The following is a 22,074-nucleotide window of genomic DNA, read 5'->3' on the forward strand; positions in this document are numbered from 1 at the left end:
GCAGGTCAGCGCCGGTCGGTTCTGTTGCTCGACGTCGAGCCGGAACCCGGCGCCTTCGCGGCCGACTCGTCGATGAGCTGGCGCATCAGCGCCGTCGCGCGCGCGTTCTTCGGGTCCACGCGCAGGCATTTCTGCAGCAGCATCACCGCGCCGGACTTGTCGATCGCCGCGACCTTCTCGGCCTTGCGGACGTAGAGGTCGGCCAGCAGCCGCTTGGCCGACGGATCGTTGCGATCCTGCGGCGCGCGGCGCTCCAGCAGCCGGATCGGCTCGTCGAGCTCGCCCTGCGCCGCGAGCATCGCGATGTGCTCGAGCTCGTTGCGGTCCTGACCCGGCGGTGCGGCCGCGGCCTGCACCGTGTCCTTCCCGTTGCCGGCGTCCTTCGCGTCCTTCGCGCTCTTGCCATCCTTCGAGGCCTCTGCCTGCGCCTTGCCCTTGGCGGCCGGTTTGGCGGCCGCCATCGCGGGAGGAGGTGCGCCCTTGCGCAGCGTCAGCCGCGCGGGCTTGCCCAGATAGCTCTTCTGATTGCGTTCCTTCTCGATCGCCCGCAGCGCGTCAGCGGCTTCGGCGTTGTCAGGCTGCAGCGCCAACGCACCCAGGAACTGCGTGCTCGCGCCGTCCAGGTCGCCGCGCTTCTGTGCCGCCTTGGCCTTTTCCAGGCGCTCGGCGACGCCGCTGTCGATCAGTTGCCGCGTCGCAGCCAGGCTGTCGCGGTAGCCGGCGTTGTCGGGCCGAAGCACCGTCAGCGCCTCCCAGGTCCAGGCCGCGTCGGCCAGTTGGCCTTCCTTCACCTGTTCCTGCGCGCGCTGCACCTGCGCCAGTTCGAAACCCGTGGGCGCGCCGCCTGTTGAATCGGGGCCGCGCAGCACGCCGCCCGTGCCGCCGGTACAGGCCGCCAGCAGCAGCGCCGCCAGCGCGGCCAGGAGTGCGCCGGCCCTCATGGGGTCTGCCCCATGCGGCGGCTGGTCTGCAGCCGCGCCTTGAAGGCCTCGAGGTCGTGGTCTCCGAAGATCATCGTGCGGCGCAGCATGAAGGGCTGCGCGAAGAAGGCGTTGCCGCCCGGGTTGACGGTCACCGCGAGCGTGTACTTCTGGCGCGTCAGCGCGTCCAGCACCTGCTCGTTGGCGTCCCCGAAGGGATAGGCGTAATGGCGCACCTGGCCGGCCGTGTTGAGCTTCTGCTCGATCAGGTCGCGCGGACCGGCGGTCTCCGCGTCGAGGTTGCGCTTGTAGCGCTCCTCGTTCTCGCCAGCCGTGCGCTCGATCAGGTTGCGGTGGGACTTGGAATGGGACTGGATGTCCATCAAGCCCGAGGCCTGCATCTCCGCGAGCTGCGACCAGTTCACCGCGTCGCCGCCCGCGCCGACGAAATCGGTGTAGACGAACATCGTGGCCGGCAGGCCCAGCTTGCGCAGCACCGGGAAGGCGAACTTGTAGACGGACTCGTAGCCGTCGTCGAAGGTGACGACCACCGACTTGGGCGGCAGCGGCTCCTTGCCCTCGAGGTAGCCGCTGATCTGCGAGAGCTTGATCACGCGGTAGTCGTTTTTCGCGAGCCACTCCATCTGCGCCGCGAAGTTGGCCGGGGAGACCGCCATCTTGCCGCCGGTCGTGCCCAGGCGGTGGTAGCAGAGGATGGGCACGGTCTGGTAGCTGCCGGCGTGCACGCCCAGCGGATTCATCGGCTTGAGCGGGACGATCAGCGGTTGGCCGGGCTCGGCCTTGGTGACGCCGGCGTTGGCTTCGCTGATCTGCCAGTCGCGGTCCTCGCTGCCCAGCAGCCGGCCGGCGATGCCGCGCAGCGAGTCGCCGGCGACCGGGACATAGATCAGCAGGCGATCGCTGCGGGCGATGATCTCGCCGGTCGCGGAGGGCTTCGCGGGCGCGGCCGCGGCGGGCTCGTTCAGCGGTGGCGTGGCGGTCGGCGTGGTGACGCAGCCGGTCAGCGCCAGAACGGCGAAGAGCGCGGCCAGCAGCGGCCGCTGGCCCGCGGGGAGGAGACCAGACATCTGGGGAAGTCCTTTCACGCTCATCAGGCCGCCCCTGGGCCGGGCGGCTCCGTGGGCGCGGGCGGGGTCGGCTCGCTGGACGGGGCGGCCGTCTGCGATGGCACCGGCGCGGCGGGCACGGCCGCCGGCGTGAGCGACGCGCGCGCGCCCGAGCGCCGGCCGAGCGTCGTCGGCGCCTCCGCCTTCGCCGCCGACGCCGCCAGCGCCTGCCGGTCCTGCAGCGCCTGCGCCATGCGGTCGAACGCGGCGTACAGCAGACCGAATTCATCCTTGCGCTGCTCGCGGATCCGGAAGTCGACGCGTCCGCGGCCCACCTCCTCCAGCGCTTCCACGACCAGCTTGATCGGCCGCGAGAACCAGTTCGCCACGAAGAACATGGCGATCGCCACCGCCAGGACCGTCGTCACCGCCAGCACCCCCATCAGCGTGCGCGACAGCCGCGCCACGCTCTCCAGCGGCAGCTCCGGCAGCCCCAGCGCCACGCGGCCCACGGTCTTGTCCTGGAAGGTGATCGGCGAGTCGAAGCCGAGGATCGCCGCGCCATTGGCCGCGTGATACCGCGTGCGCTTGACGCCGCCCTGCTCGCCCAGCGTCTCGCCCGCGGGCGGCTGGTAGGGCTTGCCGACCGTGTCGGGCTGGCTGGACGCGGCCACCACGCCGGCGCGGTCGATCACGGTGACGCTCTCGAAGTCGCGCGTCTTCATGATCTCCTGCAACGACACGTCCACCGACACCCAGTCCTCGCCCAGCGCCGAGGTCGCGTTCTGCGCCGCGATGAAGCGCGACAGCGCCGTGCCGTAGTCGGCCACCTGCTGCATCAGCGCGGCGTTCTGGCGCTGGCTGATGATGGAGCCGCTGACCGCCATCACGATGGCGACGATGCCGGCCATCATCGCGGCCCACTTCACCCGCAGCGGGATCAGCTTGGACCTGCCCTTGTTGCGGGCTTCCTCGTCGATGTCGTGCAGCACCTTGACCAGCGCGTCGGCCAGTTCGGCGCCGGTCTGGAAGCGGTTCTCCGGCGCCTTGGCCAGGCAGCGGTCGACCACGCGGCGCAGCGACGCCGGGATTTCCGGCCGCAGCTTGTTCAGCGGCGTCGGGTCGTCCTTGGCGATCTTGAGCGCCAGGTTCACCACGCTGTCGCCGGTGAACGGACGCACGCCGGTGAGCATCTGGTACAGCACGATGCCGACCGAGAACAGGTCCGAGCGGCCGTCGATCTTCTGCCCGTTCATCTGCTCGGGGGCCATGTATTGCGGCGTGCCCAGCACGTCGCCGGCGCGGGTGCGCTGCTCCCCCTTGGTCGACTCCATGTGGGCGATGCCGAAGTCCATCACCTTGATGTCGAGCGTGCCGCGCACGCGGGCGATGTTGCCTGGCTTGATGTCACGGTGGACGATGCCGCGCTTGTGCGCGTAGTCCAGCGCGCGGGCGAGCTGCACGGCCATCACGACGGTGTCGCGGATGGGCAGCGGCTGGCCGGGCTCGAGCAGGTCGGCCAGCGGCTCGCCGTCGAGCAGTTCCATGGCCATGTAGGGGCGGCCGTCGACCTCGCCCACGTCGTGCACGGTGACGATGTTGGGATGCGACAGGCCGCCGGAGGCGCGCGCCTCGCGCAGGAAGCGGGCGCGGTATTCCTCGTCCTCGCACAGCGAGGCGTGCAGGAACTTGATGGCGACATCGCGGCCGATGCCGGGATCGTGCGCCTTGAACACGCTGGCCATGCCGCCGCGGCCGATGCGGTCGAGCACCTGGAAGCGGCCGACCTGGCGCACCGGCGCATCGGCGCTGGCCTTGGCGGCGGCCAGCGCGCCGCCGGGCAGCGTGCCGGTGGACGGACGTCCCACCGGCGTGGGCTCGGGCGGCAGGGCGCGCATCGCGGCCACCGCGGCGACGGCGTCGGGATCGAGCACGGTCTCGGCGAACTCCGAGGCGTGGAACTCGGAGTCACCGGCGTCGGCCACGGGTGCGGGCGGCGGCGCCGGGACGGGAGCTGGCGCCGCCGTCTGTGCAGCCGGTGGCGCCACGGGCGGCTTCGCGGCCGGCGGCATCACGGCGGGGGCGATGACGGTCTCGTTGCCGGTGGGTGAGAAGTCGGTGACGGGCTGCGCGGCACTAGCCGCGACAGAAGGTGCGGCGGATTCGGTGGACGCCACCGGGGCGGCGGCCGCGGCCGGCGAGGCGGCGGGCACGTCCGCGGTGCGCGGCGTCAGCAGCGCGGCGGGCGCGATGACGGTGTGGTCGTTGTCGAGCGGAATGTCGGTGGGCTTGCGGCCGGAGCGCATGGAGAAGGTGTCCGGGAACGAGGGGTCGATGAAGCTCACCTCGCGCTCGTGCTGGACGGTCTCGGGGCCGTCGTCGTGCGGGGGTTCGGTGGCGGAGGATGTGGCGGGTGGCGAGACCGTGGGCGAGACGCGGTTGGCGGCGGTGTTGGGCGGCATGTGGTCCAGCGGCGCGGCGCCGGACGACGCGGGCACGATGCGTGTCGCGTCGGGATCGAACCCGGAATCGCCGGCCTCGGCCGGCGCGTTGCCCGGCTTGGCCGGACGGGAATTGCCTTCAGGTCGTGACATCGAACGCCTCGCCGCGGCGAGGATCGCCGCCAAGCACGCATTGTCGTGTCACGCACAGAGGGGGCAATGAACGAAAGTCACGAAGCGCCCGTCGGGTCACGGCCCTTCATAAGCGATGGCGCGCAAGGCGCAGCGCCTGTGCAGCCGGGCGAGCATGCACTCGATGCGTCGCTGCCAGTCGAACGGCTCGGCATGCAGTCCGTCCATCCAGATCTGGATGTGTTCGGGTTCAAGCAGCGCGAGGGAGGTTTCGCCCATGTCGGCGAAGACATGGTTCGCCAAGGGAGTCAATCCGAGGGCCAGGTTCTCCAGGGTGCCCAGCGCTTCGGCCAGCCCCTTCAGCACGGGCTCCCGCACCGGCTCGACGAACAGGAGATGAAGGTGGAAGGACTTGCGACAGTCGATGGATGCCCCGCCTGAGACGGCGGGCAGCCCACGCCGGATCGCAGCGTCTTCAACCCGGGTGGCCGGCGTCGCGAGCGCCGCCGCTCGCTCAAGGGCCGATTCGTCGCCATGAAGGGCGAGCAGATGCAGCACTCCCCTGCGTACGAGCGCGAGGTCTTCAGCGGCGAAGGCGTGTGGCAGTCCGGTCACCGACAGGCCCACCTCGCCGCACGCCCATTGCGCGCCGACCGACGTCTGGAGGCCGCTGGCGGCGAGTGTGTCCGAACCGGCCAGTTCGGTCAGGAATCCGAAATGCCGTGCCCGCTCGACGGCCTGGAGGAAGCCGTGCACCTCGGCACGCAGCACCGGACCCGCCTGCGTGAGCGCGTGCGGCAGGGTCAGCATTGCGGTCAGGCTGCGCCGAAGAACCGGCGATACCAGGACACGCGGGCCTCGAAGTCCATGCCCGCGATGGTCTGGAACTTCGCCTGCTCGTCGGGCATCGCCAGCGCTGCCAGGATCTGACCCGCCTCCCGATACGCGGGCAGCAGGTCCTGGCGATTGACGTCTCCCGTCTCCGGCGTGGGGCCGGCCTGGATCTCGAGGACGCCCGGCCGCACCAGTTCGCTGCCCAGGCCCCGCGCGGCCGCCGCCTTGGCCAATGCGGCAAGGTCCTGACCGCGCGCCGCCGCGGCGGCTTCGGACACGAAGGTCAGCCAGGACGTTGCGAGCAGACCGTCCAGCATCAGGTTGGCCTGGCCCAACGGCGCTCCGACCGTCACGCCGGGATATCGCAGCAACCACCCGGGGAGATCGCGAGCGATGGCCGCATCCGCATCGGAGAAACCGCCGCCGGTGTAGTACGACCAGCCACAGTGGCCGGCCAGCAACGGAAAGTCCTGCAGAAGGTCTCGCGCCAGGGTCTTCAATGCGTCTGAGGCCGCCATCGGGCCCTCATGCGGCAGGCAGACCCGCAAGTACGAGCGTGTCGGCGGGACGCCGTCGCCGGGCGACAACCTCGTCGAGAACCAGTCGACCGACGGGAGATCGAACGCGCCCGCCTTTTCCCCTCCGAAGAACTCGATGCCGGACTGTTTGGCGGGCTTCTTTTCGTCCGCAGCGACGAAATTGCTCATCAGCGTCGCTGCATCCGGTGCGATCGGCTTGGCGGCCGACATGGTATTGGTCCGGTAGTAACGCAGGCTGCCTGGAAACCGTTGCTCGATGACCCGCGCCGCAGTGGCTAGCGGCTCCTTGAAGGCCCCCCGCGCCTCGGTCCCGTAGAGGTGTATCTCCAGGCACGGTCGGACGTTGCCCTTCTTCAAGGTCCCGTGCGTCGAACGCACGGCGGCCACAAATTCGTTCGATTTCATTCCTGTCCTCATCAATGGGTGCGGACTCAGCAGCCGCAGCTCTCGCGGTCCAACTCCACCAGCTTCTTGTCCTCGCCACGCTGGACAAGGCGGTCCTTGGCCGCAGCCTGGTTCTTGGTGGGCTTGTCGTCGATTTTCACTTCGAAGAAACGTTTGACGTTCCCTTCGGTCATGCCCTTGGTCTTGTCCTTCAGCAGAGTGAAGTCCGGGCGCCACCCCGGCACATCGTTCTTGCGCAATGTATTGATGGCCCCCATCTGGCTGCTCGGCGCCTTGACGCCCGCGAGCCCGCCCAGTAGCCGGCTCCTGGACAGGCACGGGATCAGCGCGTCGGTGACCTTGTCCGGAATGCCCCAGGTCGCCTCCGTCAGGAGGTTCTCGTAGCCTGCCTTGGGCTCGTGGCGCGGCGGCCCGTTGCTGAAACGCTTGGCGATCTCGTCCTGGTGATGCTTGCCCTGCGGCAGCTTCTCGCCGTCGTCGGACTTCTTGGCGGCCTTGCAGAGCTCTTCGCAGATCTCGTTGGCCAGGGCCACCTCTTCGTTGTCCAGGTTGTGGGCATCCACCACGCTCTGGATGACCCCCGCCAGATTCGCCGCGTTCTCATGGTTGTGGAACATCTTGTCCATGAACCGGGCGCAGTTCTTCCCGTTCATCTTCGTGTCGAAGGAGTACAGGATCCAGGTCGCCTCCTTCATGAAGGTGCTGGACTTGACGCCGCCGGCCACGCCGGGGTTGTCGCCGTTGGAGATCGCGAACTTGGAGCCCTTGACCGCCGCCATCGTCTTGTCGCCCTTGACGGTGGTCGTGCCGTCGGAGAGCGTGATCGACTGGGCGATGTTGGGATACGGGATCGGCACCGGGCCGCCCGGGCTGGGCGTCTTGCAGACATCGGGGATCGTCGCCGCGCTGATGCCGTTGCTGAACTTGTGGACCAGCGAGTTGACCGTCCCGTTGACCTTGATGGTGACCGGCATGTCAGTCCCCTCCACCCAGCCGGTTCAGCAGCCGCCGCTGCCGCCACGCCGGCGCCTCCACCGGGAACAGCGGCGTGCCCGGCCGCAGCAGGCACAGGTGCAGCGCCGCGAGCGCCCTCGCCCGCTGCCGGCCGCCGTGCAGCACGCGCAGGCAGTGGACCTCGCTCAGCGGCTGGCCCATGAACAGGCGCCCCTGCGGCGGCAGCGCCGGCAGCCGCGACTGGTGCGCCAACCACCACGCGCGCACCTGCTCGACGTGCGGCCACGGCAGCGCGACATCGACCGGCAGCTCGACGTCGTCGTCCTCGGGATCCTCGCTGGGCCCCTCCTCGAAGTCCTCCGGCGGCGGCGCCTCCAGGCCGTCGGTGTTCACGTCCGCGCCGGTGATCAGGCAGAAGGCTTCCAGCGCGATGCGCGCCAGCGCCGGCGTGCTCATCTGGTCGATCAGCCAGGGCACGTAGCGCAGCTGCCCGGACAGCCCCGCGCCGATGATGCGCAGCCGCGCGGCGCCGGACATCGACTCGGCCTCGACCAGCAGCCGATGCCCCTCCTGCACCGGCAGCGCCAGCATCGCCAGCCGGAACGCGTCCATCTGCCGCGTGCCCGGCCGCAGCGCCGCGCCGGTGAGCGCGGCCAGCGCCTTGCCGCGGTCGCTCAACAGCACCGAGGCCCACAGCGCCCAGTAGCGCGGCTCGCTCTTCTCGTCGCCGATCAGCGTCAGCACCGATTCGAGGCCATCGACACGGCCCAGCTCGCCCGCGAAGCGCAAGGCCCGCGCGCGCTCGCCGGCATTGGTCGAGCGCATCGACACCGCCCAGCGCTCGCCCGCGTCCAGCCGATGCGCGCCGTAGGCCTCCAGCGTCAGGCGCCGGCTCAGCGAATCGTCGGGCGGCATCAGCGCCTCGGCCTGCAGCGCCTCGTGGCTGCCGACCCAGCCCAGGGCCGCGGCCAAACCCGGCGTGGCTTCGGGCGCCGCCTTGGCGCGCCGCACCAGCATCCGCCAATCGTCCGGCCGCCCGTTCAGCGCCAGCACGCCGGCGACGAAGAAGTCCTCCGCGCAGTCGTTGACCAGCGCCGCCTCGCAGGCCGGCCAGGCGTGATCGCCGGCCTCGGCCAGGCCGTCGAGTTGCGCGGCCAGTTGCTCGTCCAGGTCGGCGAACTGCTGCGGCGAGTAGTGCGGCGCGTCCAGCGCGTCGCGCCGCTGCGTCCACAGGAACGAGGCCTCGTCGCGGTAGGCCTCGATCTGGTCGGCCGTCACCGGCGCGCCGGCCGGGACGCGGGCGTTGTCCATCGTCATGCGCGCTCCGACACCTCGGCGCGGATCACCGCCGCGCCGCGCTCGCCGCCATCGGAGCTGCCCCACAGCAGCGTCAGCGGCCCCTTCGCATACCCCTTGCGGCAGGCCGACGCGGCCAGCAGCAGGTGCAGCGGCAGGCCCGCCGCCCCCACGTCGCCCCAGCAGTCCGCTGGCGCGGCGAAGTCCGTCGGATCGCGCAGCCGGTCGCGCACGCGCAGCCCGCTGAAGCCGTATTCATCGGCGCGGTACGCCTCCCCATTCATGTCGCAGACCACGTTGTCGATCACTCCCGCCGCGGGCACTTCATCCAGCGCGCGGCGCAGCGCCTGCGTCAGCCCCTCGCCGATGCAGACCTCGCCGCTCTTGTTCAGCTTCGATTCATGGCCGAGCCCGACCGCCAGCACCTCGGCCCAAGGGCGCGAGGCCGGCGGCGATCCCGGCGTCGCCCCATCGCGCGCCAGCAGCAACGCGCCCGCCGCCTCCCCCGGGATGAAGCCCCACGCGTTGTTCAGCGGACCCGCGCCGTGCAGTTGGTCCTCGGCCTCCAGCCATTCCAGCGTCTGCGGCGCGAGGTAGGAATCGACCCCTGCGACGATGACCGCCTCCACCTGACCGCCACGCAGCCAGGAGCGCGCCTGGTCGAGCGCCTCGAAGCCGCCCGCATGGCCGCTCGCAAACACCTGGAACGGCCCGAGCCGGCCGCCCAGCCGCTCCTCGCAGAGCGCGCGCACGGCACCGGCCGCCTCTTGCGCGCCGCCTGGGCGGGGCGGCGGCAGCGCGACGGCCACACCGAGGCGCGCGATGCGGCCGCCGGCGCCGGCCAGCGCTTCGTCCAGCGCGGGCGCCAGTAGCACGACCAGCCGCGCCGCGCCGTCCAGCCCGGCGTCCATCGCCGCCACCTGCGCCACGCGCATCGGCTCGCCGGCGGTGTCGATCATGTAGGCGTGCTCGCGAAAGCCGCACAGGCCCGCGCGCACCGCGGCCGCGGTCGAGCGCGCATCGCCGCCCACCGGCGTGACAGCCCCGATCGCCAGCACCCGCAGCGCCGTCGAAGCCGCGACGTTGGCCGTCATCGTGGCTGCTGCGCCGCTCATCTCAGACCGCCTCCTCGCGGTCCATCTCATCGGCCCGCGGCGCGCCGAGCACGCCGTCGCGCAGGTCCTGCTTGAGCCAGATCCGGGTGTGCCGTAGCTTCAGCACGCGCGGATGGCAGGGCAGCGCGGTGTGGAAGACCAGCGAGACCCGGGCCTCGTCCGGCGCGAGCAGGACCGTGTGCAGCTTCGGCGGCGCGTGCCGCTCGCGGTGCCCGTCGTTGAAGAAGGTCTCGAAGCCGAGGAACACGCGCGGCAGCGAGAAGCGCAGGCAGCCGCCGCCGGGAGACAGGTTCAGCAGCGCGACGGCCTCGCCGCCGCGCAGGAAGCCATCGTGCTGCTGGTCGGGCGGCGCGCACTGGTAGTGGCGGTCGTCGAAGTCCTCGGGCAGCAGCGGCAGCCGCTCGCGCTGCCAGCGTTCGTCATAGGTGCCAGCGAAGCGGCGGCGCTCCAGCCAATGGCTGCACAGCGCGCCGAACCCGGCGGGCACGGGCCGGTCCTTCCAATTGCGGATCAGGTGATCCGGGTCCTCGATGTTGGGCAGCGGCCTGCCATCGACGTGATCGCCGTCCACCGCATAGCCCTGCCCCACCGGATTGCGCTCGTCCCAGGCGCCGGGATCGGCCTTGGGATCGGCGCCGCCGAAGGCGCGCTCCCACACGACCGGCATCGACACGAACGGCGCCGGACGCCCGATGCCGCGTCCCTGCCAGACGCGGTCGCCGAAGACCTTGAGCGCCTTCGCCCGGCCGCCGACCGCCAATCCGGCATCGAGTTCCGTCACCGGCGCGCCACCCGGCGCGTGGGCCTGGCCGTCCAGGATCACGTCGGTGGCAAGCTTGGTGCGAACGAGATCGGCATCCTCCGCCAGGCTGGTCGAGGCCGCGTCACCGCGATGCCGGGGACCGCGCAGGACCTCGGGCTGCTCCCGCGCCACCCGCAGGCCGCCATCGGCCTGCAGCGTGAAGCTGGCCTTCACGGCGACGAGCCAGATCTCGGTGCCATCGCGATCGCGCACCCAGCCACGCTCGGCGGCGAAGGGCGTGCGGTTCTGCAGCTGCCACATGGGAAGAAACGGAGTCCGGACGGCGCGCGGCGCCGTCAGTTGATGTCGACGAACGCACCCTTGATGCGGTTCGCGCCGCTGGAACGGCTCAGCACGTACGAGCCGCGGATCAGGATCTTGCCGGCGGCGGTGAGCACGATGCTGGCCTCGCCGCATCTGAGCTCGACCTGCTTCGCACCTTGGAGCAGCACGCGCTGACCGTCCACGACCAGGGTCTGGCCGCGCGAGCTCAGGCCGGCCGGGCCGCTCGGGCCGCTCATGTCGGCCGCCGCGTCGCCCGCGTGCTCGATGGCGTCAGCGGGCGAGCCGGGTTCCGCGGGCTCGCTCCTGGCCTGCCGCGCCTCGTGCCAGGCGGGCTCGAGGTCCTGCGCGCCGCGCAGCGCGCGGCCGAGGATCACGGGCCTGGACGGGTCGCCGCGCTGCAGCGAGACGATGACTTCGTCGCCCTCGTCCTCGACGCGCAGACCGATGACCGACAGGGCCGGCACGGGTGCGAGGTCCTTGGCCAGGCGCACCAGGAAGCTGCCTTGGGCGTCGAAGCCGCAGAACACGCCCACCAGCACGCCGGCGTCGACGAGCCGCACGCGATCGATCAGCTGTTCGGCCGCCGCGGAGGCGGCACGCGTCGGGCCGCGCTCGGACAAGGGGATGGCCCCGAGGGGCCTGGCGTTGCCTGCTGGCTCGGTCATGTCAGTTCTCTCCGATCTTGGCGCCCTTGACGGCCACGCCGCCGCTGCCCTTGATGCCCACGGTGCCGCTGGCCTTGATGGTGATCTTGGCCGCCGAGATCGTGATTCCGCTCGAGTCCATCACGATCTTGCTGCCGCCGGCCTTGAGCGTGATCGACGGCGCCTCGATCGTGGCGCTGGCGCCGGCCTTGGTCTTGTAGGTGCCCTTGGCCGTCTGGGCGATGGTGGCGGCGGACAGCTTGTGCGGTCCGGCCACGCCGATGCTCTGCAGCGCGCCGATGTTGACGCGCTGCAGTCCGCCGATGGACACCATCTGCGCGCCGCCGACGTTGATGGCCTCGGCCGCGCCGACGGTGTGCATCCGCGCGGCGCCGACGGTGTGGGCCTCGGCCAGCGAGATCGTCGTGGTCTGCGCGCCGTTGACGGTGTGGCTGCGCACGCCGTTGACGGTGACCGTCTGGCCGGCGTTGATCGTCAGCGTCTCGCCGCCGCCGACGGTCTCGGTGCGATGCGCGCCGATGGTGATGGTCTCGTTGGACGCCACCGACTCGGTGCGGTTGGCGCCGATGGACACGGTCTCGTTGGCGCCGATGGTCTTGCTGCGGTCGGCGCCGATGCTGATCGACTGGTTCACGCCCACCGTCTGGGTCTGGTTGTTGCCCACGGTCTCCGCGTCGTCGACGTCGACGGTGTCGGTGCGGTTGTTGTGGATGGTCGAGGTCTGGTCGTGCTCGATCGTCGTGGCCATGTCGTACTGGCCATGGATGGTGATCATTTCCTTGCCGGCCGTGTCGTCCATCGACATCTCGTTGTAGCCGGCGCCCTTGTGCGTCTTGGACTTGATGCCGCTGATGACCGCGGCGGCCGGGAGGCCGTAGGGAGGCATCTGCTCGGCGTTGTAGACGCGGCCGGTGATCAGGGGCTGGTCGGGGTCGCCCTCGACGAAGTCGACGACGACCTCCTGGCCGATGCGCGGGATCGACACGCCGCCCCAGCCCTTGCCGGCCCAGGGCTGCGAGACGCGGATCCAGCACGAGCTGGTCTCGTTGCGCTGGCCGCGCCGGTCCCAATGGAATTGCACCTTCACGCGGCCGTACTTGTCGGTGAAGATCTCCTCGCCCGCGGGGCCGGTGACGATGGCGGTCTGCGGCCCCGGCGCCATGGGCTTGGGCGTGCGGCGCTCGGGCCGGAACTGCTGGTCGGCCGGGATCGCGGCGAAGCGGCAGCGCAGCTCGGAGTCGCCCGAGGCCGATTCGGTCGCGGCCTGGCGCAGCTGGATCGTCGTGTTGGTGATCAGGTATTTCGCGTTCTGGTCGTCGCGCGGATGGCGCTCCAGCGACAGCAGGTGGCCGGTGCACACGCCCTGCGCGTTGGTGTCGCCGTCGTAGCGGGCGCAGGCGGACTGGATCTCGTCGAGGCGGTCCTCGGCGTACTGCGCGCCGTCGGCGGTCTGCAGGTAGCCGCCGGGATAGTCGAAGACCTCGCCGTCGGACAGGTCGTAGCCGCGCGCGCGATCCTGCTGGGTTTCCAGCGACGCCGATGGGCGTTCGAAGTCGTAGTCCGTGATGACGACCTTGCCGGGCTTGAGGCTCTCCTGAGCGATCCAGGTGTCGACGTACTCGAGCGCCGGCGGCGTGTTGCCGCCGCCGGCGTAGAACGGCAGCGACTCGCAGCCCGGGGCGCAGTCATGGGCCGAGGCGGCGTCGGTCAGCACCAGCGTGTGGCCGCCCTCGTCGTGGGTGAAGTACCAGTAGATGCCTTCGTTCTCGAGCAGGCGGGCGATGAAGTTGAAGTCGGTCTCGCGGTACTGGACGCAGTAGGTCCAGGGCCGGTAGGCGCGCATCAGCTTGAACTCGTGGCGGGCGACGGGGTGGTCGTCGAAGACCTGCTTGACGATGTCGGGGACCGTCATCTCCTGGAAGATGCGGCAGTCGGCGGTGCGGGTGAGCAGCCAGAGCCAGGGCCGCAGCGTCATCTGATAGACCGTGTGGCGGCCTTCGAAGCCGGACTGCGAGAAGCGGGTGACGTAGCCGCCGAGATGGCGCGGGCCGTCGTCGCGCAGCGCCATGGTCAGCGTGGCGGGCTTGCCGAGCAGCTCCGAGGCGCGGATGTCCTTGCGCTCGCTGAGCAGGGTGAGCGTGGTCTCGCCGAGCTCGCTCAAGGCCTCGCGCGAGGCGCAGGCGTGGACGCGCAGCACATCGTCGGCAAGGGCGCACTGGAGGCGGAAGGGAGCGGCCATGGGCGGACCGGCAAGCCGGACCTGAGCGATCGGACCTTCACGGTAGGCCGGTGCGAGGAGCGCCGAAAGCGACCAAAGTCATTCGCGGCGGCTCACCCCTGTAAAGGGGTGATGCGGCGTGACAGGGCCTGTCACCGGAGTGGGTGACGCCGCACGGAATCGGTGCGGCAGGCCGCGCCCGGGCCGTCACATGGCGAGCGGCAGCGCGACGGTGAGGGTGAGCACGGCGCCGTCGTCGGCGTAGTCGGCGGTCAGCTCGCGGCCGTCGAGCTGCCATTGTTCCCACTCGACGACGCCCTCCTCCTCTTCGCCATCGGACGGCGCGCCGTAGGCGGCGAGCGCCTGCTCGCGGGAGTCGACGGGGCCATCGGCGAACGGGGCGTGGCCGGTGTAGGGCTCGACTTCCTCGCTGCCCTCGGGGTAGTAGAAGAGCGCGCTGAGCACATGGGTGCCGGCGCCCAGCGGCTCGCCGAAGTCGACGGCGTGGGTTTCACGCGGGGTGAAGGACATCACGACGCCGGCGTCCTTGAGCAGCACGAAGCCGGCGCGGATCTCCTTGCGGCGTTTCTGGGAGAGCTCGGTCGGGACCGGGGCGCCCGCGGGCGCGGTGTGCGCGAGCAGCGCGGACACCAGCGGCGGATCGAGGTCGGTGAGGCCCAGCAGGTGGTGGAGGTCGGGCAGCGCCGGGGCCGGTGCGGTGGGTGCGGTGGTCATGGGGTGGGACGATACCTCGGCGGGGGCGTCACATGGCGATTGCGATGACGATGAGCGACTTGTGCTGGCCAGTTCGCTGTTGTTGGCGGCGTGCAGGATCTTGCGCTGGCGTCCGCGAGAACGCGAGGAGCAGCGAGAACATCGAGCGAGGGGCCGTCGTGCACCGCGGTCGCCCGCCCCTCAGACAGGAGCCAATCCAAACTCGCGGTCGGAGTCGTCCGGCAAAGACAAACTCACAAATGACAGGCATGCACCGGCGGGATCGGCATAGGAAAACACGCAGACCAATCCCTGAATGAAATACGAGATTCCAGCGCCCCCATCCACCGGGTTCTCGCCCTGGGTGCGGGGTGACCCGAGAACTGCCAGGACTTCATCCTTCGTTCTGGCCCGTCCCACACCGAACGGTAGATCTCCGGAAAACGGCTCCTTCGTAGACGTGAAATCGAGACTGATCTTCGTGAAGACGAATTCGCCGGCGCTCTTGCGTTCAATCCCCAGGTCCGCGGGATCGTCTTCAAATCCCAGCGAAAGGCCTGGGCAGCTCGACTTGAGCAAGTAGGGATAGCTGTCCGTCGTCCGAGGACGCTTCTTCATGCCGCATGAGCCAAGGAAGTCATCAAATGGCTTGTGTGCCGATGAATGTCCCAGGAAGGCAATGAGGCTCTCGATATTCATACGTTTCGTATCCTATGGGGAATCTCTGGGCAGGGTCGGACCTATCCCTTTGGGACACCCATGGCTGCAACTGCGTAGCGCGCGAGCGGCCCGGCGAATCCGGACTTCCAATCAAGCTGGATTGCCAACTCGACTCCATCCGGGCGGCTGACGAAGAATGACGCACCGTTTCGATGTCGTCTTCCGGGCGCGCGGAAGTGCGCCTCCATGGCATTCAGTTCGCAGGTGGTCTCAACGATCCCACTGCCCCAAGCGAGCCTAGGGGGAGAGACGCCAGAGTCGAGCAAGGTGACCGATCGCAGGGCCCAGGTCTCAAGGACAGTCAACGTGCCAGGCTCGTACGTCAAGACGAGTTGAAGTTCGCCGCCAAACCAACTCAGCACAAATGGATCGGCATCGCGCTTCTGCCAATGAACAGGCCTAATCTGACCGTCAGACCATCGATCCCAGAAGGCCTGCCAGCGAGCCTCGGTGGCCCGCCAGCCCAAGATGGCGACGAGCGCATCGGCGGATAGAACGCGGCGCAATGCAGTCACTCTCGAATCGGCTCGTTGTCCGGATGATCGACTCGCTCCCACTTCTTTCCGTCGAATCGAATTAGATCGGTAACGCCAATACTCCACATCACGCCATCGACCTGATCGAGCCGCCATGCATCTTGGATCTCAGGCTTCAGCCGTGATTTCACCGGGGCGATCGTCTTGCCGTCAAAGACGAAGAGCCCTTCCTCGGCGCTCAGATAGACGGCATTCTTGAATTTGGAGAGACAGACGAATGTCTGATGGTCGTCCAAACCGCTCACGCTCTTGAAGCCCTTCATTGCGCTGCCCGTGAGCAAGGTACCGTTATGCCCGCATACCAAAACCTCATCGGGCCCATAACAGCGCACCCATTCCAGATGCTCATCGACAGGAAGAGGGATCTTGGTCCATCGATCGCCATCGAAATGCGCCATGTAGCCCAGCAAGCCCACCACATAGACATCGGCTCCGCTGGTCCCATCAATGCAGCTCAACATTGGAGCAGCGGACATGACCTCTAGCATCTCACCAACGCGATCACCGCCGTACTCTGAAGGATTCACTTCAACGCGAATGCCGTGATCGTTCCTGCGCCAATCGTCGACGCCATGCCGGCGATAGACCTGGCCGTGTTGCCCACAAGCCCACAACTGACCGTCGATCTCACGCAAATGAGACATCAGCCCGCCAAAATTGCCATCCTGCATTCCGGCGCCTGGTAGTCGCTCAGTCCGGACCTCCTTCGTGCTGCCGCGAACGAAGTGCACCGCGCCTTGGGACCCAAGGCAAGCGAAGCGCTTCTTGTCCTCCGGCAGAGTTCGATAGGCGTGAACCGAGACGATGTTGTCGTCGAGATCGAAGTACCCGAACGGCAGCTCTTGTTCAGCCGGGTTGTAGGTGGAGCATCGAGTGTGGGCCGTTTCTCGGGGGTCTAAAGAATCGAGCTGCGTCGCAAGAAAGACGAAGTCCGGTGCGACGACAACACCGTCAAGGTAATACACGGATGAAACATCGCTCGATGCCATTGAGTTCTCCATATCGTTGAATTAGTCGGAAGCGCCGCCTTGTCGCGAACCCATTGGCGTTCCCTTGGGCGGTGGATTCTTCCCGAAAGAATCCGCCCGGAGCCGCGTGCTCTCAGGCAAGCCGTTCTTCTGGTGATGCTCTCGCAACTGTCTCTTCAGATCCTTGGGATCGCAGCCGGTCACCATGCCTGCGGATGTCTCCTGGAAGATCCGGCAGTCCGACGTGCGCGTGAGCAGCCACAGCCACGGCCGGATCGGCATCTCGTAGACGCAGTGCTTGCCCTCGAAGCCACGTTGCGCGAAACGCGTCACGTAGCCGCTGATGTAGCGCGGCGCCTCGTCGCGCAGCGCCACCGTCAGCGTCGCCGGCTTGCCCAGCAGGGCGACGGTCGAAAGTCGACCCCACGAGGTCGGGCTACCGATGCCCGGACAAGACGCGGCGCATGAATCAGGAAGATCATCGACGGTGAATCGCTCATCGCCGGGAAACCACGATCGACAGGTCACCCTGCCTCGGATCCACTGAGAACTCGATCCGACCCCAGGAAAAGCGAGCCTGGGCCATTCGTCGCGACACCATCTCCGGCGTCACGCCGGTCTTCTTCGCAAATCGCCTCACGATGCTGCTGGTCAGGATGGAGTCGGCGAACTCCTCTTCATCGAATAGCACCGTGGCGACCACGCCTTTCCCCTCCTCTTCCGCGATCACGAGAATGGCGTCCAGGTCCAGACAGCGGACCACACGTTCGTCTTCGAGCGCCGACGCACCGTCTCCGGCACTCCACGCCGCCATGCCGTCCACGAGGACGCGCCCCTTCAGTATGTCGATCTCTAGAACCATCGTGACTTCGCCCATCGCGACAGACCGCAAAGCTTGCAATGAGCAGCCTGCGCCTCAGTCACACGCAGCCTTTGAACGTCACGGCGATCGACATGGCCTCAGTTTCTCCCTACCGCTTCCGCCCAGGTCGCAGTCGTGAACTCCGTCCATAGCCTGGGAAGCTCGATCAACTCGCCCTGATGCGGGTCGCGCACTCGTGTCCCTTCGATGGCCAAGGGCTGGAGCTTCACGCGCTCATCCTGGGGCGCATCCAGGGCGATGTCATCGATCACCGCTGCCTGAACGCAAACGCCTTGTCGCCATCGAAGAAGCAGCGGCAGGTCAGGAGGAATGAACCCGTCGAGAAACTCGGCGTGGTCCTCAAGGTCCAGCCACATCGCAATCAGTGGCGCGGGAAGCCCCGCAGCCAGCGCATCGAACGCAGGCCGCAAGCGCTGGCACTTGCTGCACCAACCTTCCGCGCCAAGCACGACTAGCAACTCGCTACCAGGATCACGCAGTCGCCGCGCCAATGCCGCAGCGTCCTGCCACGGGTCAAGTTCGTTCATTCCGCTCACGGAGCGACTCCCATTCGAGCCAATTGCGCCGCTTGAACCGCCGGGCTGGCACGCACATTGAGCGCATAGGCCGGATGCAATTGCGTCAGTGCATGGGCCGCAACAAAGCGCAATGCTTGAGGTTGATCGGCGGCAGGATCAAGAAGCGTCCTCAAAGCATGAGCCCGTACCGGCTGGCCCATCAACAGGCGCTCGCCCACCTCCAAGACGATATGGCTGCCCGGATGAGCGGCGACAGCGGCCACATCGGGCAATGGAAGTCCCTGGTCGGCATCCCGCTGATCGGTGCTCAATGGCGCATCCAGATCGGGTGGAGCGTCGGGCAGCGTCAAGCCGGCAACTTGCGGGTCGACACCCGTGAGGCAACGCCACACCCACAGGGCCCACCGCGCAACCGCCGGTTGTCCCGTGGCCTGCACCACAAACTTCAGTTGCGCTGCATCTCCGTGATGGAGCAGGAAGCTCAGCGCCAAGCGCGGTGGCAGTTGCGCGAGCAACTGCGGCACGCCGGCATGACCAAGAGGCGCGAGCCAAGCCAAGTGGCACAGCCAACGGTTGAGCCGGCGCTGCGCCTGCATGCGATACCAGCCGCTGCGCGTCTCGGTGAGTTCAATCTGTTCGCTCACGCACCGCCACAGCAGACTGGCCGCCTGTGCCGCATCTTCGGCACGCCGCTCACCCTCCGGCATCAGCCGCGCCCACGCGATCGCGCTCTCGGCGCGCACCTGGAGGTCGGCATCGTCGCGGAGCGTCGCGAGTTCGCGCAGATGCTCCGGACCGGCGGCTCGGCAAGCCGCTGCCCGCACATGCGCGTCCTGATGGTGAGCGTGCAGGTGCCATCGCTCGACTCGCAGGCCATGAAGCGAGCAGGCACGCAGGGCCGCAACACGGAGCACCGGATCGTCCGAAACGAGAGCGCCGCGTAGCCAAGGTTCCACCTGCGCGGCATCCGTCCAGGCCAGGGCGGAAATGAATCCGCGCAACAGCACATCCGGAAGTTGCCGAATGGTCCTCAGCAGCGGCTCGAGCGCATAAGCCCGCGCTTCAGCGCCGCCGGATATCGACAGCGCGGCAGCACATGCCGCGAAGGCCTCCCCCGGTTTACGCCAGCGGACGAGCGCTTCCTGCGTCAGCGGCATGCCATCAATGCCAGCGACGCGCAGGCCTTCCAGATGAGCCTCCAGCAGGCGCTGGAAGTGGATCAATCGCTGAGCGTTCAGCCCTGTGGCCTGTGATGCTCCGTCCAGTTGCGTCCAGTAGAACGCGGCGTCTTCCGCATGCCGGCGCACCAGCGGTTGGACGATCTTCGGCAGGCTTGGCCAGGCAATCGGGGATTCGCTCACTTGGCGTCGTCGAGCAGCAACTTGTCCATCTGGCCCTTGGTGAAGATGCTCTGCCACTTGCCGTTCTCACGGAAACAGGCCCCACCCAGGCCAGCCATCAGCATGACGCCGTCGGCGACATAGAGGTTGCCACTGCAGACGCTGATCTCTGGCGGCAGCTCGTGGTTCTGGAACTCAACACGGCCGTCCTTGATCGTCCAAAGGCCGTTCTCGCTGGTCGCCCAGGCACGGTCTTCGAACCAGACCATGTCTCGCCAGCCGAGATAGACGCCTCCCGCATTGATCTGTTTCCACTTGTCTCCACGGCCCACGAAGGTCAGGCCTTCGTACCCTGAGATGTAGACCAGTCCATCACCGCCGCAGCACACCGTTTTCAGCCAGGCATTCGTAGGCAGGTGAACTTGATGCCAGCCCTTCCCATTGAAATGCCAGACATCACCTCTGCCGCCTGCGGCGTAGATGTCATCCTCGGCAAACATATCAAAGTCTTCGAATCCGTCCTCCAGATGCGTGGGATCGCCCACGGGAATCGGAAGCACAAGACCCTTGTGGCTTTTGTAACGATCCGTCCCCAATCGCTCGGCAAATCCTCGGCATCCACCCGCCAAGAACGCCTTGCCATTGAATGTCTTGATTCGATCGACACCTGCATTCATTGGGCAATCTGGATCCGTCAGATTGCTGAGTGGCCTTTCGAACGTTTCCTCTCCCGATCCAATGACGTAGACCCTGCCCTTCTCACCCTCGTAGAGCAAAAACTGGCTTTTTGGCAGATCCATGGCGCCAAGCCGGAGCGGGCCCCATTGGTCGAAGTCCGTTCCGCCACACCTGTCACCCTCTGCCTCATCGCGGAAGAAGGTAATGAGGCGCTTGGGGCGCAAAGATCGATCCCACTTGTTCCTCTCTTCTTCTTCGACCTCCGCATCAGTGAGGATTCGGTCGAGCGCGAATGCAAAGATGTTGCGATCTCTCGCCGCGCAGTCAACGATGTAGTAGTTCTTGAACGTGGTCTTGTACTCTTCAGCTGTGACTAGCATTTCATCGCACCTTCGTTGGTTTCGCCTTGTCCCCGGTTGATGAGCCGCCACCGGATCCCGAATGCGCTGAAAGATCCTTTCCGGCGCATCCCTTGTAGTGCTTGTCGAGTTGGGCTTCGAGGCAAGCACGATCACAATGACCGGCTCCCGCCATTTCTATGGCGTTCAGGCCGTGGCGCTTCGCATCCGCATAGGGAATCGTTTCCTTCTTCGTCGTCTGCTTGTATTTGTCGATCGACCGTTTCAGGTTGGCGTGAGCCATCCCATGGGATCCGTGACCATCATGATTGTTGGTTCCTTCGAGGCACACGGTCGGCGCGGAATCGTAGTCGTAACCATCGCAGTTGGCGCCCGACACCATCGCGTCCGGTAACACGTGGTGGCCCGTCTGCCCTGGACAGCAACCATTGCCATGGCGAGCCTGAGCCGTGGCTTTCGTCGGACTGCCTTTCGTGTTCTTGTAGGGCACGAGCATGCATTTCCTAGCCCGCACGCAAGGATCCAGCTGAGCCATCAGGCTCATGGCGTTGGCATGCGCCTTGTGCGGGTTGTCCTTGAAGTCCTGCAGGATCGCCTTGGACTTGTCCTTGATGTCCTTGATATCCATGATCGCTTGCAAGGCGGCCTGACCTTTGGTTCCGGCCATCGCCGCAAGCTCCACCGCGGTGCTGACAAGATCAGCTGCGGTCCAGGCTCCCATGACCACAGGAACGATGCCGGTTTCCACCCCAACAGCCCCAACCGCGCCCTTGGCCACGGTGCGAGCGGTGAACCATGCGGCCTTCTTGGCCGCAGCCTCTCCCGCTTTCTCGATGGCGACGTCCTTGAGTTCCCCGAAAGCCTTGCCCATCAGGCTCAGCTTGGAGTTCTCGATGTTGTCCATCATCGACTGCAACTGCTGTTGCAACTCGGCAGGACTCTCGTGCTGGGGCGAAATCCACAAGCCCGTGCAGTGATCCTCCATCCAGGCGTTGCCGTCGGTCGCCGTCTTGCCAGCCTTGTCTCGCTTGTAGAGGGCGGACGCCTTCCCGGCATCGTCCAGCGCTTCCGCCGCCTTGCCCAGGGCGCCGCTCAGCCCCTTCTTCCGCCGGCGCGGCTTGCCCTTCTTCTCATCCTCTTCGCTCTGAGGCTTCTGAGGCTTGCACTTCTTGTTGATGTCAGACAGCTCGTCCTTGCATTTGGCGCGCACGGCCGGGTCATCGATGTAGTACGTGGGCGGTGTATCCCCCGGCTTGGAGCCGTGGTTATGCGTCGTCAGGTCCTGATGCCGCGCCACCCCTTTGCCTTCAAAAGCGACGTCGAAGGACCAGGACTGGAAGTACGCCTTTCCCTTGATCACGGACGTCTTGACGCCCTTGTTGAAGGCCTGCGTCGCGCCTTCATTGCCGGTGCTCGTTGCGAAGTACGAATGGTCTTCCAACGCGACCTCTGTCCCGCAGACCTTGACGGTGGCGGTGCCGTTGGTGATGTCGCGTGCGAAGACCGTGTTGGGGTACGGAATCAGGACCGGCCCGGCGCCTGGCGCGGGCGGACTCCAGCAGGGATCGGGAAACGCGGCAGTCGCCTTGCCGTCGGCAGCCTTCGAGGCCACCTCTCGACCATTGGCGTACACGTGAGTTTGCATGACGGCGTTGCCTCAGCTTCGTGAACGAAAGAATTGAATG

General features: G+C 67.4%; 20 protein-coding genes. All 20 read right to left on the bottom strand.

The genetic code is table 11. From position 1 onward, the window contains the following. Positions 1–5 precede the first annotated feature (5 nt). On the bottom strand, positions 6–941 hold the full coding sequence (locus tag ABDW61_RS05430; protein WP_343637001.1) for a hypothetical protein: 936 nt from the start codon (positions 939–941) through the stop codon (positions 6–8). After that, on the bottom strand, positions 938–2,008 hold the full coding sequence (locus tag ABDW61_RS05435) for a polysaccharide deacetylase family protein (protein ID WP_343637003.1): 1,071 nt from the start codon (positions 2,006–2,008) through the stop codon (positions 938–940). The genes ABDW61_RS05430 and ABDW61_RS05435 overlap by 4 nt, the downstream gene beginning before the upstream one ends. Before the next feature lie 23 nt (positions 2,009–2,031). Continuing rightward, a complete protein-coding gene (locus ABDW61_RS05440) occupies positions 2,032–4,581 on the bottom strand; it encodes a protein kinase (RefSeq protein ID WP_343637005.1) in 2,550 nt (849 codons plus the stop codon). Between the two features lie 96 nt (positions 4,582–4,677). Further along, the gene (locus tag ABDW61_RS05445) at positions 4,678–5,370 is read right to left on the bottom strand and encodes a hypothetical protein (protein WP_343637007.1); all 693 of its coding nucleotides are present in this window, start codon (positions 5,368–5,370) and stop codon (positions 4,678–4,680) included. Between the two features lie 5 nt (positions 5,371–5,375). Next, complete coding sequence (locus tag ABDW61_RS05450; protein ID WP_343637009.1) at positions 5,376–6,338, bottom strand: type VI immunity family protein; 963 nt, start codon at positions 6,336–6,338, stop codon at positions 5,376–5,378. A 26-nt stretch (positions 6,339–6,364) separates the two neighbouring features. Next, entirely contained in the window at positions 6,365–7,312 is a 948-nt protein-coding gene (locus ABDW61_RS05455; RefSeq protein ID WP_343637011.1) for a DUF4150 domain-containing protein, read from the bottom strand. Between the two features lies 1 nt (position 7,313). Then, entirely contained in the window at positions 7,314–8,609 is a 1,296-nt protein-coding gene (locus ABDW61_RS05460) for a TIGR02270 family protein (RefSeq protein ID WP_343637012.1), read from the bottom strand. After that, positions 8,606–9,703, bottom strand: coding sequence for a beta-ketoacyl synthase N-terminal-like domain-containing protein (locus tag ABDW61_RS05465; RefSeq protein ID WP_343637014.1), 1,098 nt, complete (start codon positions 9,701–9,703; stop codon positions 8,606–8,608). The genes ABDW61_RS05460 and ABDW61_RS05465 overlap by 4 nt, the downstream gene beginning before the upstream one ends. Position 9,704: 1 nt before the next feature. Beyond that, entirely contained in the window at positions 9,705–10,766 is a 1,062-nt protein-coding gene (locus ABDW61_RS05470) for a DUF2169 domain-containing protein (protein WP_343637016.1), read from the bottom strand. Between the two features lie 35 nt (positions 10,767–10,801). Continuing rightward, entirely contained in the window at positions 10,802–11,455 is a 654-nt protein-coding gene (locus ABDW61_RS05475; RefSeq protein ID WP_343637018.1) for a DUF6484 domain-containing protein, read from the bottom strand. Position 11,456: 1 nt separating this feature from the next. Continuing rightward, on the bottom strand, positions 11,457–13,694 hold the full coding sequence (gene tssI, locus ABDW61_RS05480; RefSeq protein ID WP_343637020.1) for a type VI secretion system tip protein TssI/VgrG: 2,238 nt from the start codon (positions 13,692–13,694) through the stop codon (positions 11,457–11,459). Between the two features lie 186 nt (positions 13,695–13,880). After that, a complete protein-coding gene (locus ABDW61_RS05485) occupies positions 13,881–14,408 on the bottom strand; it encodes a hypothetical protein (protein ID WP_343637022.1) in 528 nt (175 codons plus the stop codon). Between the two features lie 180 nt (positions 14,409–14,588). After that, positions 14,589–15,086 carry a hypothetical protein gene (locus tag ABDW61_RS05490; protein WP_343637024.1) on the bottom strand — a complete coding sequence of 166 codons (498 nt, stop codon included), beginning with the start codon at positions 15,084–15,086 and terminating at the stop codon, positions 14,589–14,591. Positions 15,087–15,618: 532 nt separating this feature from the next. Further along, positions 15,619–16,632, bottom strand: coding sequence for a hypothetical protein (locus ABDW61_RS05495; RefSeq protein ID WP_343637026.1), 1,014 nt, complete (start codon positions 16,630–16,632; stop codon positions 15,619–15,621). A gap of 21 nt (positions 16,633–16,653) precedes the next feature. Then, positions 16,654–17,139 carry a phage late control D family protein gene (locus ABDW61_RS05500; protein WP_343637028.1) on the bottom strand — a complete coding sequence of 162 codons (486 nt, stop codon included), beginning with the start codon at positions 17,137–17,139 and terminating at the stop codon, positions 16,654–16,656. Then, positions 17,108–17,473 (bottom strand): hypothetical protein, encoded by a 366-nt coding sequence (locus tag ABDW61_RS05505; RefSeq protein ID WP_343637030.1) that lies wholly within the window; start codon positions 17,471–17,473, stop codon positions 17,108–17,110. The genes ABDW61_RS05500 and ABDW61_RS05505 overlap by 32 nt, the downstream gene beginning before the upstream one ends. Before the next feature lie 98 nt (positions 17,474–17,571). Then, complete coding sequence (locus ABDW61_RS05510) at positions 17,572–18,021, bottom strand: thioredoxin (RefSeq protein ID WP_343637032.1); 450 nt, start codon at positions 18,019–18,021, stop codon at positions 17,572–17,574. Between the two features lie 5 nt (positions 18,022–18,026). After that, a complete protein-coding gene (locus ABDW61_RS05515) occupies positions 18,027–19,373 on the bottom strand; it encodes a hypothetical protein (RefSeq protein ID WP_343637034.1) in 1,347 nt (448 codons plus the stop codon). Beyond that, positions 19,370–20,410 carry a hypothetical protein gene (locus ABDW61_RS05520; protein ID WP_343637036.1) on the bottom strand — a complete coding sequence of 347 codons (1,041 nt, stop codon included), beginning with the start codon at positions 20,408–20,410 and terminating at the stop codon, positions 19,370–19,372. The genes ABDW61_RS05515 and ABDW61_RS05520 overlap by 4 nt, the downstream gene beginning before the upstream one ends. Position 20,411: 1 nt before the next feature. Continuing rightward, positions 20,412–22,034 carry a PAAR-like domain-containing protein gene (locus tag ABDW61_RS05525; RefSeq protein WP_343637038.1) on the bottom strand — a complete coding sequence of 541 codons (1,623 nt, stop codon included), beginning with the start codon at positions 22,032–22,034 and terminating at the stop codon, positions 20,412–20,414. Positions 22,035–22,074 lie beyond the last annotated feature (40 nt).

It is taken from the genome of Roseateles sp. (assembly GCF_039595595.1).
Lineage (GTDB): Bacteria > Pseudomonadota > Gammaproteobacteria > Burkholderiales > Burkholderiaceae_C > Roseateles.